Origin of the sequence: Leptolyngbya sp. AN10, from assembly GCF_050565645.1 — a bacterium.
Lineage (GTDB): Bacteria > Cyanobacteriota > Cyanobacteriia > Leptolyngbyales > Leptolyngbyaceae > Leptolyngbya.
Genome location: NZ_JBNXVP010000007.1, coordinates 206959 through 222408, shown reverse-complemented (window position 1 = coordinate 222408; position 15450 = coordinate 206959). Strand labels below are relative to the sequence as shown.

11 protein-coding genes are annotated in these 15450 nt (G+C 45.5%); 5 read left to right on the top strand and 6 right to left on the bottom strand.

Annotated elements, in window-relative coordinates:
- Positions 1–116 precede the first annotated feature (116 nt).
- The 3 genes from ACQ4M5_RS12670 to ACQ4M5_RS12660 all read left to right on the top strand — a co-directional run bounded on the left by ACQ4M5_RS12670 (position 117) and on the right by ACQ4M5_RS12660 (position 3173).
- Positions 117–1154, top strand: coding sequence for a hypothetical protein (locus ACQ4M5_RS12670; RefSeq protein ID WP_430675980.1), 1038 nt, complete (start codon positions 117–119; stop codon positions 1152–1154).
- Between the two features lie 110 nt (positions 1155–1264).
- Positions 1265–2416 (top strand): AAA family ATPase, encoded by a 1152-nt coding sequence (locus ACQ4M5_RS12665; protein WP_430675979.1) that lies wholly within the window; start codon positions 1265–1267, stop codon positions 2414–2416.
- A 205-nt stretch (positions 2417–2621) separates the two neighbouring features.
- Positions 2622–3173, top strand: a complete 552-nt coding sequence (locus ACQ4M5_RS12660; protein ID WP_430675978.1) for a hypothetical protein — start codon at positions 2622–2624, stop codon at positions 3171–3173.
- Between the two features lie 17 nt (positions 3174–3190).
- Here ACQ4M5_RS12660 and ACQ4M5_RS12655 read toward each other — a convergent pair whose 3' ends face one another.
- From ACQ4M5_RS12655 to ACQ4M5_RS12645, 3 genes are read right to left on the bottom strand one after another with little or no spacing between them, the layout of a single operon-like run.
- Positions 3191–4639 (bottom strand): DUF1802 family protein, encoded by a 1449-nt coding sequence (locus tag ACQ4M5_RS12655; protein WP_430675977.1) that lies wholly within the window; start codon positions 4637–4639, stop codon positions 3191–3193.
- Positions 4636–6507, bottom strand: coding sequence for a hypothetical protein (locus ACQ4M5_RS12650; RefSeq protein WP_430675976.1), 1872 nt, complete (start codon positions 6505–6507; stop codon positions 4636–4638). Before ACQ4M5_RS12650 ends, ACQ4M5_RS12655 begins: the two co-directional genes overlap by 4 nt.
- Before the next feature lie 60 nt (positions 6508–6567).
- Entirely contained in the window at positions 6568–7224 is a 657-nt protein-coding gene (locus ACQ4M5_RS12645; protein WP_430675975.1) for a hypothetical protein, read from the bottom strand.
- 412 nt (positions 7225–7636) lie between these two features.
- Between ACQ4M5_RS12645 and ACQ4M5_RS12640 the strand changes: the two genes are divergently transcribed.
- The gene (locus ACQ4M5_RS12640; RefSeq protein ID WP_430675974.1) at positions 7637–8119 is read left to right on the top strand and encodes a Tab2 family RNA-binding protein; all 483 of its coding nucleotides are present in this window, start codon (positions 7637–7639) and stop codon (positions 8117–8119) included.
- A 136-nt stretch (positions 8120–8255) separates the two neighbouring features.
- Here the strand turns inward: ACQ4M5_RS12640 and ACQ4M5_RS12635 are convergent, their stop codons facing one another.
- On the bottom strand, positions 8256–9176 hold the full coding sequence (locus ACQ4M5_RS12635) for a glycosyltransferase family 2 protein (RefSeq protein WP_430675973.1): 921 nt from the start codon (positions 9174–9176) through the stop codon (positions 8256–8258).
- Between the two features lie 168 nt (positions 9177–9344).
- On the opposite strand from ACQ4M5_RS12635, the gene ACQ4M5_RS12630 reads away from it, so the two are divergent.
- Positions 9345–10505: a PAS domain-containing sensor histidine kinase gene (locus ACQ4M5_RS12630; RefSeq protein ID WP_430675972.1), complete on the top strand. Its 1161-nt coding sequence runs from the start codon at positions 9345–9347 to the stop codon at positions 10503–10505.
- 199 nt (positions 10506–10704) lie between these two features.
- Here ACQ4M5_RS12630 and ACQ4M5_RS12625 read toward each other — a convergent pair whose 3' ends face one another.
- Together ACQ4M5_RS12625 and ACQ4M5_RS12620 are read right to left on the bottom strand one after the other, a co-directional pair.
- Positions 10705–13929 (bottom strand): glycoside hydrolase family 15 protein, encoded by a 3225-nt coding sequence (locus ACQ4M5_RS12625; protein ID WP_430675971.1) that lies wholly within the window; start codon positions 13927–13929, stop codon positions 10705–10707.
- Positions 13930–14019: 90 nt separating this feature from the next.
- Positions 14020–15441 carry an amidohydrolase gene (locus ACQ4M5_RS12620; RefSeq protein WP_430675970.1) on the bottom strand — a complete coding sequence of 474 codons (1422 nt, stop codon included), beginning with the start codon at positions 15439–15441 and terminating at the stop codon, positions 14020–14022.
- Positions 15442–15450 lie beyond the last annotated feature (9 nt).

Below are 15450 nucleotides of genomic sequence, written 5' to 3'. Positions count from 1 at the left end.
TATCTTTTGAGGTATGCGTTCTCGAACCGAGTTCGTCTTTAGTAGGACGTAGTTTGCAACTCTGGTTATTACGCTCAAATAGCAACCATTGAAATAACTCAATTAATCATTCGACTATGACTTTGAATTCACGACCTAAAACAGCGCTAAAACTCTTTTTACCGCTGATCTCAGTCTCGATCGCGCTCGTCGCAAGCGAACTCAAGGCGAATGCAAAAGAACCCAGCACGATTCAGACCGCTTCCACTGTGACAACGAAAGGTGCTGCTTTATTAGGGCAACCGTCGATCGATATTAATCAAACTCAAGTTCGACGCGAATTTTCCACTGATTCTCGCTTTACTCTTGCCCAAAGCACCAACACACCGAGCGAAGTCGCTCCCGGTCGTGCGGTTCCTGGAAGTACTCCTTCTGGAACTCCCTCAAATCCCTCTGATGTGACTCCGAGTACCACAACTCCCAGCACCATTCAAACCACACCCAGCACTACGCCAGGAAGTACTCCAATTACTCCCAGCACAACACCAGGAACCACTCCGATCACTCCCAGCACTACGCCAGGAACGATCACGCCAGAGACTACTACTCCCGTTACGCCCAGCACGACACCAACCACTCCAGGAACCACAGTTCCCGTTACGCCAACCACGCCAGATACCACCACTCCTGTTACTCCAGATACCACCGCGCCAACGACTCCTGGAACGACTCAAGAATTTGCACCGGGTCGGGCAACTCGATCGGGTTCGAGCTACGTTGGTATCGGCGGCAACATTGGAATTGGGAATGGTGATATTTCTTTAGGTCGAGGCAGCTTTACGGTTCTCAGTAAAATTGGCTTAACTCGTAACATCTCGGTTCGCCCATCGGTTCTGATCAATGACGATGTTGCGATTCTGGTTCCTATCACTTACGACTTCAGTTTTGGTGAAGGTCCGACGGGCGATCTTGGATTTACGGCGGCTCCTTTCTTAGGCGTTGGTGCAGCCATTTCTACAGGTGACGGCGGCGAAGTGGGCTTGCTGTTAACAGGCGGCGTTGATGTGCCGATTTCGTCCCAGTTTACGGCGACTGCTTCGGTGAATGCTTCTGTGACGGGGCAATCCGCAGTCGGGATCATGCTTGGGGTCGGTTATAACTTCGCAGGCTTCTAAGGTTAGCTTAGTTTGAGATTAGTAAGGGCGCGGTAATCCGCGTCCTTTTTGTTTGCGCGATCGCATGAGAGTCAAGTGATACCATTTGACAAAAGAGTGCAGACGCGCCAATGCTGACAAACGTAAAACTGGTTAACTTTAAGAGTCATCGATCGACAGAACTCAATTTCCATGACTCACGTTTGCACGCATTAGTCGGGCAGAACAGTTCTGGAAAAACCTCTATTCTGCAAGCGATTTACTATCTCAGCCAGCTTACTAATTTTGACTTTAAAACAGTTTTTGCCCATGAAAGATCGCCCGAATTCATCGCGACAATCGGTAAGAATGATTTTTCTGTAACTGGATGCGGTTTCTGGAAGTATCAGAATGATCAGAGTTCGTGGGAAGCTCGTTACTACCTTGCAAGAAGCAATAATAACTCGTGGTCGCCGTTTCTATCCTGGAATGCTGGAGAAATGGCAGAACATTTTCATCTTCCAGAACGCCCCGTATGGAGCCATTCTCTCAGAAATGCTTCAAGTTCAATCGTTGAGGCACTAAAACATACAATCAGCCTCAAACCAATTGCAGCTAATCTCGCGAAAGCGTCTTACAGCGAGGCTATTACTCCACGAGTTGAATTTGATGGCTCAGGATTAGCACCAACATTAGATTACCTTCGCAACGAGGAACCAGACCAATTTCAAGCTTTACAGGAATTATTGACGCAAGTTATTCCAGGAGTTCAAAGGATAGGAGTAAGACGCGCTAAGGTAACGATTGATCGTCAGCGATTAATTGAGGTTGCTGGAAAATCTATCCCCTATGAAGAGAGTCAAGAAGTAGTAGGGCAAGAGATTGTTCTAGATATGAATACGGGCGATCGCATTCCTGCCCATGCGGTTAGTGAAGGAACATTGTTAGCTCTGGGATTGCTGACTGTTCTAATGAGTCCTGAACAACCCAATTTAGTCTTACTCGATGATGTTGAACAAGGACTGCATCCAAAAGCGCAACGAGAATTAATGACTGTTTTTAAGCAAATTATTCAAGCCAATCCGAACTTACAAATTATCTTTTCAACTCACTCTCCTTACATTGTGGATGAGCTAAACCCGTCTCAAGTTCATGTCTTAAGTAACACAAACTCAGGCTTTACTCGATGCAAGCGGTTAGATGAGCATCCCGATGTGGAATGGGCAAAGCAGACTTTAACTACTGGCGAGTTTTGGGATGCTGAGGGAGAAGACTGGGTGAGTGCTGGAGAGGTTAATGCTTGAGTTTGTTGTAATTGTTGAGAGTAGTGCAGATGCCCGAACTGCGACGAAGTTAGCAGAGCGTGTACTTATTGAGAAAATAGAGTGGTTAGAGCCTGAGCTTTTGCAAAATCTATTTCGTTGGAGCGGATTAGAGGCAGAATCTAAGCATTCGTGTTGAAAAGATATCAATGCTATTGTTGCACGTGCAAAAGACGCGGGGCTTCGGATGCCAAAGTTTCTGGGACACAGCAAGACTGGAGCGTTGAAAGCGGATGGTGCAGCGGCGATGAAAATTCTGAATTTGGTCAGAGTTCTTCAGAGGAACCGATCGATTAAAGCCGTAATTTTTATTCGCGATTTGGATCATCAATCTGAACGGCGAGAAGGCATTGAGCAAGCGCGATCGGAACATGTCGATCGACAACCCAAACTAGAAATCATCATTGGTGCAGCCAATCGAATGCGCGAAGCCTGGGTTTTGAATGGCTTTGTCGCTTCTCAGACAGAAATCCTAACATTAGAAGAGATCAAAGCGCAATTGAATTTTGATCCTTGTGAAGAACCGCACAAACTACGATCGAATTCGTGGGAAATCGTCGATCGTGTAAGAAATCCAAAGGTTGTCCTTGAAAAACTTACAGGCGGCAACTATTCTCGTGAGCAGCAATGCTGGGAAGAAACCAGTCTAGAACTGTTACGAACAAGAGGACAAGAGACAGAACTGACAGCTTATCTTCAAGAGATTGAGCAGCGATTGATTCCGGTTTTGCTTGAGTAATATTGATCGCACAACAATCAAGATTCAAGTGCGAGTGGACGAAGAAAATAAAAGCGATCGCTGTCTTTGCGCCCAATAAATCCGGTCAAGGGAGAAGACAGTTCAATCAAAATATCTTTCAGTTCTGCTTGGGTCAGCGGACGAGGAGGATTAGAAAACTCGTACGCGCCCCAAATTGTCTCAACTCCTAAAATTTGCGGTGCTTTGCTTTGAAGAAGTTGAACAATTCGCGATCGCACTTCGATATCTTTTTGAATGCGATCGAGGTATTGATTTACTTTTTGATCAGCATCTTCGCCAAAGGGCGGTTGTTCTAAGCAGGGCTTTAGTTCCCATAAATTAATTGCGCCTGGATGCTTTGCTTTGAGATCAACAAGTCTTTCTAAGGTTTCAGGACGAAGAACATTCATTTTATTTCCGATCGCAGTTTGTTTTGCATGATGGTTGAGCTTTCCCGCTGCCATGATCACTTTAATTGCTTGGTCGTACTCTTGGTCAGATAAGTGCTTGTGACCGAGCTTGATTAACTGGGCTGGTGTGCTATCGGGAACGGATTCTGTTTTGCTTGCTTTGCATTCGCCTACGATTGCGTAAGGCGCTTCACAGTAGAAATCGATTCCCCCTGCTCCACCTGTGGCATTCGGATCAAGACTGACTTTGATATCGTTGCGCGAGTTCGTAAAACCCAGTTTGATAAAGCCTTTGCGGACAATCTTCTCGAATGTGTCACCGTCACTAGAATTCCCAATGGTTGCGATCGTCTGAATCCAGTTCAAATCAGAATCAGCTCGATCGACGATCGCATTTTCCGCCCAACCCAAGAAGTATTTCAAATCTTGTTCGAGATGGATTGCTGCTGGATGGATGAGTTGAGCGATCGTATCGTGCAAGTCTTCTAATTCTGGATGGTCTGGAGGCTCTAGGTTTTCGAGTTTTTGTTTGCGCTGGGCGAAAGCGCGATCGCTCAAAACAGGCAAGAATTCGGTAACAGTTTGACTATTTGGAATGCCAATAAATTTACCAAAGCTAGTAGGGGCAGCAAGATTAGCGAGCATCTCAGTCCCGCCTGGGAATCGAAAAACACGCAGACAGACGAGAAAGAGATGTTGCTTTTGTTGAAACATCTTTGCCAATTCGTCACTTGTCCAATGAGTTGCTTTCGCCAGTTTCTCGATAGGACAAGATTGATCAAGAATTTGACACGACTCAGATATTGCCCAAGTAGATATGGGAATCGTTTCGACGCTTAGCTGCTGATTTTGACTAGATGCGATGAGCGAAAGTTGTTGAGATTCAGTTAGCAAAGGAAGTGATTCAGCCTCGTGCGGGTAGAGAACAAATTGTTGTGCTGGACGAATGAATGTTCTAGCAATAGCAGCGATCGCTTTTCCTTGAGCTAGAGCGTCGATATCTCTAGAATGCAAGCACAATGCAGTCGTAAGAAAGCTGGATTGATGCTGAATCATGCTGCTACATCACCAAGGTCAATCTCTTCGTCTACACTTGGCGAGTAGGAAACAACAGGATTTACGTCAACGATTGTTTCTTCATCAACGATGTTTTCTGGAATCTGCCCAGATGGATTACTAAGAATCTCCTTAAGCAAAGCATTCTCAGTTGTTAGCTGATTTTTGCGAATGAAATCATTAATCTGCTCCTCAGTCAAATCATAGTCAGCGCAATTCTCTGAAACTGCAACAAGCGCGATCAGTGGCTTGATATCTTCAGCTTTTAGTAATGCCCACTCTCCTCCACGTTCATCAAGCAAAATTCGTAGAAATTCCTGAGCCTGTTTTGCTCTAGGCGCTATTTGTTTAGCACGAACCAAACAACCACGAGTTAGATCGTATTTTTCATAGTCAATCAGTCGGTTAAGTCCAGCTTGCACACCGACACCATTAGAGTAAGGAAGAACACAAACTCCGATTTTCACCGCTTCAGAGCCTTCGTTCCCAATCACTTTGAAGTCAATGAACCCTTTGTTAGCAGCTTTTGGAGCGATTACTGATTGAACTCGTTTAATCTCCACACCTTCAATCGTTTGCCCAATTAAATTGTCGAAGCCTAGAAGTAGAGCTTTAGCAATTCTAGCTTTATCATCCATGAATTCTTCATCGTCCAAACTTGCTAGTTCTGATCTAAATGCAAGTTCTACCGAATCGACAAGAACTGGAGGGACAGCACCAGTAGTCCAATTTTTCTGACACCATTGCAAAACATCTCTTGCCGTTGCTCTTTGCTTGCCAAATTCTCTTAGCTTGCTTTCTTCAAAGGGATAAGTTGGAGTTGGTGGAGTTAGTTGATGAGTGCTATAAAAGCTTTGCAATCGAGAGGAGATTAAGGCAACAACGTCGTCTGAATTGAGATATTTCAGTTCTACAATGCTTTCTCCAATGCGATCGATAACAGCTTCGGCAGTAGGTAACGCTCTAATATGATGACCCCAAATATCAGGATACATTGCTGTGAGAATCACACCACGCTTAATCCGGTTGTACAGATCCATTGCAAAGTTAGCAATGACTTGTGCTTTCGTGAATCCTGCATCGTTGGTTTCTGTGCCTTCTAATTGGTCGAAACAAACAACTAGAGCGTTGTATTGACTAATCAGATCAAGAATCTGGCAGACTGTATCAAATGATTCAGAATCACGATCTTCTTCAGTAGAGTTAGAGAGACCTAATTGATCTGCTCTGCTTTGAGGAAGACTTTTACCAGATAGCCAATTGATCGCATAGGGCGCATGTTGCGTAGAAAGAGTCCAGAGAATTGCTTGAATGAGATCAGGATTTTCAATCTCTGGTTTTGTGTCTAATACTTTCTGTGTTAGTCGATCGATCAATTGAGGCTGCTGTGTCAATTGTTGGGGGATTGCAGTGACTAATTGTTTTGGTGCATAGTCTTTTTGTAGTGCCTCATTCACCAACGCAGTCGCTAATTCTTGCCATTGTGTGGCTTCCTGGCTCCCTACCTGTTTTAAGCTCAAGGCAAGTGTCTTTAGGAATTCTGGTTTGATGCGATTGAGGTTGGTATAGTCTGCCATGTAGACAAACAAGGCACCTCCGTTTTCCTGCAAGCGATGACGAATTCGGCTGATGATGTGGCTCTTGCCTAGACCTTTCTCAGCTTTCATCGTGATGCCAACTGCCTGACGCTCTCCTGATTGGATTTGCTCAATAGCTGTAAAAACCGTATTCGAGGCATGAGCATTCAGTGTGGGAACATCAGGAAAGCCGCCGCTCCAAACGTCTTGATTGCGAACAATCAGCCCACTATTGAATGGATTGGATTTTTTGATGGCGTTGTTTAGTTCGTCGATCAATGAGGATGTCATAGTTACACGAAGAGAATCAGAGGTTTGACAGATACCAAAGAGTCGAGCATTTCAGTCTTACTAGGACTGAAGTAAGGTTGCATAGCAGCGTAATCCGCTGAGTTCTGTAGTAATTGAATCTTCAATCTTGGTAGGATCGCCATCAGGCAAACTGCCTCCTTGAAGTTGCAAGACATCATCTGCTTGCATTTCTAGCAGCCAATTATCAAATTTCGATCGCTCAACTCGTTCCCCAATTTCCCGCCGAATCCGATAGATTGGCACTAAGTTATCGAGGTTATAGTCCTGATTCAATCGATCGAACACTTCCAACGCCACAGGCTTGAATTCTTCATACGACGCGATCGCGTTTTTCTTGCCATTGCCATTCGTCATAGGCGCATTTGTCAGGCAATTCTGACGAATCCATCTCAGCAAGGGGTTCGCAGTCTTCGCACTGGTCGAGCGATCGTCAAACTTAAAATCCACTGATTTCAAGCCTTCGGATAAGAGTCGTTGACCGATCGCGGTTAGTTTGGGCGAATTGTTGTCACCCTCGATCGCTTTTGCCTGAATCAACGCCTGATAAATCGGCTCATAGTCAGAACGTTTTTCTTTGGCACGAATCAAAGTCTTGAGCAGATCGCTTTTCTTGAATTCAGATTGTCGATCGTTGGCATCCCACACTGTCAGCAACAGGCGAGTTTTTGCCTGAGATCCGGTTCCTTTTAACGTCATCGTCTATCTCCTTGGGGGTTAAGCGCAATTCGTCTACACAGATTGAGTGAACTGATGGAGTACTTACGTATTAAATTTGATGCTTTTCAAACTTCTCCCAGAATACCCGGTGAAAAAATTTGAGTAACGTAAAGAATTTAACAAAGTACTGAACAGCATCGGAATCATCCATTTGGATAAAAAATGCTTGTACTGCATTAGATTGCTCAACGCTTCGTATACGAAGAGACGCTGTTTATTACCATACAAGCCATAACTACGGGGTTACGAGGGCAACAGGTAGGGATTGTGCTAAGACCGATAAAGTTTTGGTGAAGAATTCAGTATGCCATTCTTCGCCCGATCGCCAATTCCGCAATATCACTGACCCTGAATCCCATAAAATAGAGTTCGTTCTGCATGGTGTCGATTTATGCGAAATCCTCCTCAGCCGTTGCCCGAAAATTTGTGGGGGGAACAATGGCGATTTGCATCCCTTCGATCGAGTGATTTAGTCGAGTCGATCGCCAATCGCACCATCCCGATCGTTGAAATGCCTGAAGCTTTATACCCAGTCAATTTAGGGATTGCATCGACCGCGCAGATTCCGGGAGTCGTGATTGATGGGGGACGACGATCGATGCAACTCGCTCGATGGTTAAAGGCAAATCAACCCGTGTCACTGGATGCGATCGCAGGTGCGCCGGATGGATTGATTTTGAATGCGGGGGAGTTGGATAGATGGATTGTCGCGACGTTTGAAGATCCAGAAGTGCGAAGCGCTGCCCAACTGTTTGAACAGCGCAAAAAAGAAAGCGATCGATTACATTTTCTGCTAGTTGAGCCAGATGATTCGGGAATGACTTACACCGGATTTTGGTTGCTGAGAAGTTCGGGGATTAAAATCGATCGGTGACTTGGCGAATAGAATTCGCCGCTGCGGACTCTCCAAAATGGGCAGTTAGTTTAGCTCCGGATTTCATTCGGTAGGCATTTTCGATTCGTGCAGCGACTTGTTCTATGACCCGGTTTCTTGTGTGTTTAGAGAAGGTCTACTGACGATTCAGAAAAGATTTCGCATAGTTATAGGCAATCTTGGGACTGTACGAAATCCAAGAAGCCAGCGAGAAATACTCTTTGAGATACGCATTCGACTCTGGAATGTTTGAAAGTCGATCGATTCCCGATCGACCCGCAATTTGCCCATAAGAATGCGAGAATAACTGATCCGTAAATGCCTTCGTTTCAGGAAATCGCTGTCTCAAATGGTACGAGGTTTGAATGTTCGTTTCCGCATGTAGATAAGCAGTATCTTTCCTCGATTCGTAAGAGTTCGAGCCGTGAATCCGGTGGACTGCGAGTTCTAAATCGATCAGCAATCCAGGAGTGAGATGAATTGCAGACAGCCGCAGAAAATTGTCGGCTGAGATCCGTAGCTGTTCAGGCATGGGTAAGGTTTGCTGCAAAACATCTCGTCGAAAACACAGACCACTCGTAGCTGGAAAGATCGGACGCACGGATTGACCCTTCAAAATCTGCGATCGAAAATCAAATCTTCCAAACTCTGTCATCCCACTGTTTGCATCAAGCGCTTGTCCATTTGCATCCACGCGCTTCAATCGATGAAAGACCCAACCTAGCTCCGGATCATCCTGAAAAGCTTTCACAATCTGGCTTGCTTTCTCTGAAAAACAGTAGTCATCCGCATCCAAAAAACAAATCAAATCGCCCTGACTCGCTGCAAATCCCGCATTGAAAGCCGATCCCTGACCTCCGTTTTGTTTGAACACTGAAACAATACGATCGCCATATTTTCCAATCACATCCCGCGAATTGTCCTTAGAGCCATCATCAACGACGACCACTTCGACCCGATCGTAAGTTTGATTTAAGGCACTCTCGATCGCTTGAGATACATAGTTCTCATAGTTATAGTTATTGATCAGAATACTCACGAGCGGAAACTGGTTCATGGCGAATCACGTTGCTTCAAGGTTGGATCTAGTATAGATGCGATCGAGTTTTACAATATGCCCGTATAAATTACGACATTTATTCAGCAAAATAGCAGTCCGCTCTCAATTCGTACAGGCTTCAAGCAACCGTTTACAATGATTTAGCGCCTTTTTCAATTTTTGCTCATGCACTCCGAAGAAACATTCGATCGCGCAGCACAACTCGAAGAAGAAACTACTCAGCCGCGAGGAGTCGAGACGGATCACGATCGGTTTTTCACCTTGTCGCTGGATATGTTGGCGATCGCGAATTTTGAGGGTTGTTTTCTCAAAGTCAATCCCGCTTGGACGGCAACACTGGGTTGGGCAGAAACAGAACTTGTGAACAGACCGTATCTCGACTTTGTGCATCCCGATGATGTTGAGGCGACGATCGTAGAAGCACAACGCTTGAGTGCAGGACATCCCACGATCAAATTTGAGAATCGCTATCGCCACAAGGATGGCTCGTATCGTTGGTTGTCTTGGAAAGTCGCTTCATTTCCACAAGCCCAACATCTGTATGCGATCGCGCATGACATCACTGAGCACAAGCAAATCGAAGTTCAGCGAGAGGAATTGCTCCAGCAAGAACAAGCCGCCCGTGAAGCTGCGGAATCTGCCAATCGTATTAAAGATGAATTTCTCGCAGTTCTCTCGCACGAACTCAGAACACCACTGAATCCAATTCTAGGTTGGTCAAAACTGCTACAACGAAGTACAACTGATTCCAATATACTTCGAGGACTTGAAACGATCGAGCGCAATGCGAAGTTACAAGCCCAATTGATTGATGATTTGCTCGATGTTTCGCGGATTCTTAGAGGCAAGTTAGTGCTGCATCAATCTGCGGTATCTTTGCCTACGGTGATCGGATCGGCTTTGGAAACAGTGGAACTAGCAGCACAGGTTAAATCGATCGACATTATGACTGTGATTGATCCAACCGTTGGCAAAGTGTTGGGAGATGCCGGACGCTTGCAGCAAATTGTTTGGAACTTGCTCTCGAATGCGGTGAAGTTTACACCAGACGGGGGCACGATCGAAGTTCGATTAGGCAAATCAGGTTCTACTGCGTCTTTGCAGGTGAGTGATTCTGGAAAAGGAATTGCACCAGAGTTTGTACCGTTTGTGTTTGAGTCGTTTCGACAAGAAGACAATGCTATCACTCGGAATTTTGGTGGGTTGGGATTGGGACTCGCGATCGCACGTCAGTTGGTGGAGATGCACGGTGGCACGATCAAGGTCGAGAGTTTGGGAGAAGGAAAAGGGGCAACGTTTACGGTGATGCTGCCTTTGATGGATTGAGTGCAAAATTTTGCGTCGATGAGGATCTGTCGCTGCGATAGAGTCCGCCCGGAGGTAAACGCTCCGGGCTAATGGGGGAAAGGATGCTGAAGCACCCTCGGACAGTAGTTTCAGCCCACTTCAGTGGGGTTCCCTCGATTAGCCCGGAGCGTTTACCTCCGGGCGAGTTAGCGGATGAATGAACACGAGACACTTTGAATTACTGCGCGTCATCTCCCAACTGAGTCAAGAACTGCATCGCTTTAGCCACATAGCTGGCACAATCATACGGCGAAGTCTCATAAAACGATCGCCAAGCCGAACTCTTAAATTCATCATAGCGATCGCGATGTTCCGGACGTTTATCTAACCAAGCTAATCGCACCGCATGACCGATCAATACATCCATCACAATGTATTCTTCAACTTTGAATTCGGGGTTGCGTTCTGCGATCGCATTCAGTTCCATCAGCGCTTCGACATTCACTTGCCGATATTCTGGAGCTTGAATCTTATTCAACAGATGCTCAATTTTTAGTGCAAAATTCTTCTCGCCTGCGGTCATTTCGGTGGTGAGAAACTCACTCTCTAATCGATTCCGCCGCTCTAACTTATCCCCAATCACTAAGCCTTTACAGTGATGCAATAGCTTCCAAACACTTGGATAAAAGTCTTTTGGAACGCGATTGAGTGCGCCATCTAGCTGACGTTTGCGCCACCAGTCTTGGCTTGCAGGTTCAATCTCTGCTTTATCGACCAGAATGACCCAATCGATCGCTTGATTGGGTAGTTTAACTTTGAGCGATTCTTGTTTGAACAATGCTTTATTCAAGTCTGCATAGCCTTCCACAATCTCGCGCAGACGAGTTTTGATCTCAAATGGACTCAAGCTCATTAGCTTCTCATAAGCCTCATCCTGAGTGAGATTCAACTCTCGCGCTAGATCAGTTGTGATCAACAAAATCAAGTAGCCGACTCGTAAAGTTAGCAGTCCGTTGAATAGCTTTGGTTCTCCTTTGATTAGCAAGCTGAGATAGATGATTACTTCTTGTGTGAGAACGCGATCGCGAATATCTTCCCGACAGAACTCCCGAATCTTCTCTAGAACTTCTGTGTGCGGTAACGGCTGCATAATCAGAGAATCTTCGCTGTACGCTCTCCCGATCGCAATTTGTTTCTGTCTCACTAAGATATCTGTAACAGCATCGGATAGTCCAACATCCACTTTATCGAGCAAACCTGCACAACGCCGTAAAATGCTCCAATACGGTGATCCAGTCGAATCGCCTTTACTCGCTTTGGTGTAGAGTTCATTCAGCAAATCGCGAACTGTAATCGATGAATTTGCTCCTGATAGTCCAGTCTCGAAGTCTAAGCTTTCTAATCGTACCAATGTGCCTAAGAGTTCAACTTGCTCGTAGAGGTTTTGTGACGATCGCAAAGTATCGAGCAGAACTTGAACATCAGTTTCGTACTCTAGCTTGAATTCTTGGGAAATGCTAAGGGGATGAGTCCGATCGGGATTAAATGCCAGATGATAGCGAGATACACCAATCTGAGCTACCGATTTCGATTCAAACTCAAAGTCATGCAGTGAATCAATTCGCTCGGTTCCCGCTGTTCGCACAAATTGTTTAAGCTGTCCGAGTTGAACCGGAACATCGCCACATCGTCCCGCTTGAAGTTCTTGAACCAGATCGAGCAATGCTTCTCGACCGAGTTCGTACATTTCTTTTGTAAGTAATAGCGTTACGATCGGTCTTCCCACCTGTTGCCAATGTCGATGAATGTAAGAAAGCTCACTCTTAATGTTCGACACTAAAAAGTGATAGTCCAACGTGAGATAAAATCGTTCAGGCTCAAGGAAAGAGGGGAGAAATACGAGTGTATCTCCTTTAATCTTGTAAACTCGTGCAGTGGTTAGACTTCGCATTCTTCGCTGAGGTCGTCCAGTCAGCAATAGTTTGTCATTCCATCCCACTTGAGTGTAAGCAGCGGCTAATTCTCGCGCATGACGCACGTGAATCGGCTCCACTTGCTTCAAAGTTTGCGTTGTTACATTGTTTGCTTCTAGCTTGACTTGAAGTGCATCATCTTCTGCAATCAACGCGATCTGAATCGTAGCTTTTCTGCGCTGTCCTCGTCGTAAATATCGCCCACAGGGATCAACATCGCCCACTGAGATCAATCCCTCATGCAGCATCTTCGCAAGCATATATAAGCTCTGTGCCCAAACTAAGGGAATGTTCTCATTCGGAATCCGTTTTTGACTGCGAGGTTTCGCTTTCTCAGCTTCAATTGTCTCTTCTGGAACGATGTAGAGTTCTGGTAGTAACTTCACGCCATCTCGCTCAACCGTCAGAGCATCTAATCGATCGAGATAGCGTTCCGTTTGAGTCCGATCGCCTCTGAAAATTCCATCCAGTGCAAGATACGTAAAGAAAAGCGGCCATTCACACTCAATATGTTCAAACTGCTTCAGTTCAAACGGTTCATAGTGCAATCGCGTCGTATCTTCAATCACAGTTTGGTGTCCATCTCGCAAAAATCGCTTACATCCATAGCGACCTTCTAAGAGATCAATGATTTTATTGCGAGTTCGATCGACCAATTCCATATCTTCCACCGCAAAGGCAGGAAACGCGATCGCGCTTAACAATGCCGCATCGACTTCTTTAGAACTCGATTCCCGTGGCAACAATGATTCCAACGTAGTTCGACACCGAGCAATCTCATCGGGTAGCACATGAATCACTGAACTCTGTCCGCCTTGAGTGCCAAACAGATTCAATCCATTCATCGCTTCTAAGGCAGCTTTCGCCATTCCCACAGAGCTACCATTTAACTCCGGATTGCCATGATTGATCTTATTGCCCCGCTCCCAAATTCCATAGTCAGGAGTGCGATAGGTTCGACCAATGTAGTAAACCAGATTTTGCACAAAATTCACTTCATCCATCGTATAGACGATCGACAATCCTGATAGTGTCATCTGCGCCAACATCAACAGAAACACCGAAGTAGCATCTAACTGTAAATGTCCCCATTCGTCATCACCGACAACCGTTGCTCCCGTTGCAGTGTCATACTTTGCATGTAAGGCTTCTAAAGGGTTCTGACCCTGCTTAAATTTCTCAACTTTCTGCGCCTGTTGCATCATCGAAAACAACAATCCGCGCATCAACTTCACAACGCTATGTTCTAGCTCATAAGTGCGTCCGCGATCGTCATCCAATTTCCGATATGCCAGCGCCAATCCCCAAACCGCCAGAATGCTATACACATTGTCCCGCACCCAAGCATCGGTATAGTCTCCATGAGCATTCACCGCCGTACTCGCAGGCAGCAGACCAGAAATCGGATTCTGGCGGCTCAAAATAATCGATCGAACTTCTTCGTAATAGCGGTCGAGCCGAGTTGCAAGATCAAGTGCTGGGGTTGCCATAGAGATGATCCAGGGTAGGGATGTCGAGAATTTACACCCAAGTCGATGGGTGGATCAAAAGATTTTAACCGAAATAGAACTGAACAGAGATCAAGAATAATCGATCGAGCTTTCTGGCAGTCCCATGATCGATCGATATCTTGCTTCAGTTTCTGCAACTGCGATCGATTTCCGTTTCGGAGTCCATTCACTTTGATCAAACAGTTTTTCTTTGAGATCATTCACATTGATATTGCAAATTTCATGATCTGCAATCACTGGTTTTCCATTCACCCAAGCATGACTCACAACATTCACAGGACGACCGAGAACCAGCAAACCGATCGGATCAGTTCGTGGTAAGAGTGACAAAGCTTTTAAGTCATACATCACTAAATCAGCTTTCTTTCCAACTTCTAGAGAACCGAATTGATCCGCACGATTCAAACCTGTTGCACCGCCCAAAGATGCCATCTCTACAGACTGTCGCGGCGTGATCCAATGCTGATAGTCAAAATCTGTCACTGAATGCAGAATTGACCCAATTTTGATCGCTTCAAGTAAATCCTGAGAATCATTACTTGCTGATCCATCACAGCCAAAAGCAACATTCACTCCTGCTTGACGGTACTTCAAAATCGGAGCAATCCCACTTCCCAAACGTAAGTTACTCAGAGGATTGTGAACAACGGTCGATCGCGTTTCTGCCAGGATTTTGATGTCATACTCATCGAGCCAAACACAATGCGCCAGAGAAGTTTTTTCACTCAGCCATCCAATGTCTTTTAGATGCTGCACTGCACTGCAACCATACTTTTCATCTGCGAGCAATTTTTGTGCTTTGGTTTCGAGTAAATGAGCATGACGACTAAGATTGTATCGATCGCTCAGTTCAATACATCCTTCAAACAACGCATCCGAACATAGTTGAATCCCAGTAGGTGCTACTACAATCTCAATCCCTTCATCTGGACGATGAAACTGGTCGATCGCGGCTTGAACTAACTCAAGCATTTCTTTTGTCGATCGAACATAGTTCCCGTGGCTGACTTCATCGCCCCCTGTCGGAAGTGCAGCACTTAAAGCCTCATCCTGAATCAAAGGTGCAATAAACGCTCGAATTCCCACCTCTCGATAGCCTCGATTTGCAGCCGCGATCGTTTCAATCTCTTTGCCTGGAATCAGCACCAAATGATCCACAACGCTTGTCCCACCCGTCATCAATGTTTCGATCGCAGTTCCAACCGCACTGAGATAAGCTTGTCCGGGATCAAGCGGGGTAAATTCATAAAGTTCCGCAAGCCAGAGTTCGAGCGGAACTGGGGGAATAATGCCCCGTTGCCACATCTCTGAAGAATGGGTATGAGCATTCACAAATCCAGGGAGTAAAAGCTTATTTGTGCCATCAATCGCAGTTCCAATGACTGTTAAATTGGGCGCGATCGCAACAATTCGATCCTCTTGAATTTGCACATTAACTGCTGTATACCCCTCACTCGTCGGAATCAGAACATTCTGGATCGTGAAACTCATGAATTCGTA

What these genes read in the sequence shown, in the direction of transcription:
- ACQ4M5_RS12670 (WP_430675980.1), top strand. Translation starts at nt 117, where the DNA reads ATGACTTTGAATTCACGACCTAAAACAGCGCTAAAACTCTTTTTACCG.
- ACQ4M5_RS12665 (WP_430675979.1), top strand. Translation starts at nt 1,265, where the DNA reads ATGCTGACAAACGTAAAACTGGTTAACTTTAAGAGTCATCGATCGACA.
- ACQ4M5_RS12660 (WP_430675978.1), top strand. Translation starts at nt 2,622, where the DNA reads ATGCCAAAGTTTCTGGGACACAGCAAGACTGGAGCGTTGAAAGCGGAT.
- ACQ4M5_RS12655 (WP_430675977.1), bottom strand. Translation starts at nt 4,639, where the DNA reads ATGATTCAGCATCAATCCAGCTTTCTTACGACTGCATTGTGCTTGCAT.
- ACQ4M5_RS12650 (WP_430675976.1), bottom strand. Translation starts at nt 6,507, where the DNA reads ATGACATCCTCATTGATCGACGAACTAAACAACGCCATCAAAAAATCC.
- ACQ4M5_RS12645 (WP_430675975.1), bottom strand. Translation starts at nt 7,224, where the DNA reads ATGACGTTAAAAGGAACCGGATCTCAGGCAAAAACTCGCCTGTTGCTG.
- ACQ4M5_RS12640 (WP_430675974.1), top strand. Translation starts at nt 7,637, where the DNA reads ATGCGAAATCCTCCTCAGCCGTTGCCCGAAAATTTGTGGGGGGAACAA.
- ACQ4M5_RS12635 (WP_430675973.1), bottom strand. Translation starts at nt 9,176, where the DNA reads ATGAACCAGTTTCCGCTCGTGAGTATTCTGATCAATAACTATAACTAT.
- ACQ4M5_RS12630 (WP_430675972.1), top strand. Translation starts at nt 9,345, where the DNA reads ATGCACTCCGAAGAAACATTCGATCGCGCAGCACAACTCGAAGAAGAA.
- ACQ4M5_RS12625 (WP_430675971.1), bottom strand. Translation starts at nt 13,929, where the DNA reads ATGGCAACCCCAGCACTTGATCTTGCAACTCGGCTCGACCGCTATTAC.
- ACQ4M5_RS12620 (WP_430675970.1), bottom strand. Translation starts at nt 15,441, where the DNA reads ATGAGTTTCACGATCCAGAATGTTCTGATTCCGACGAGTGAGGGGTAT.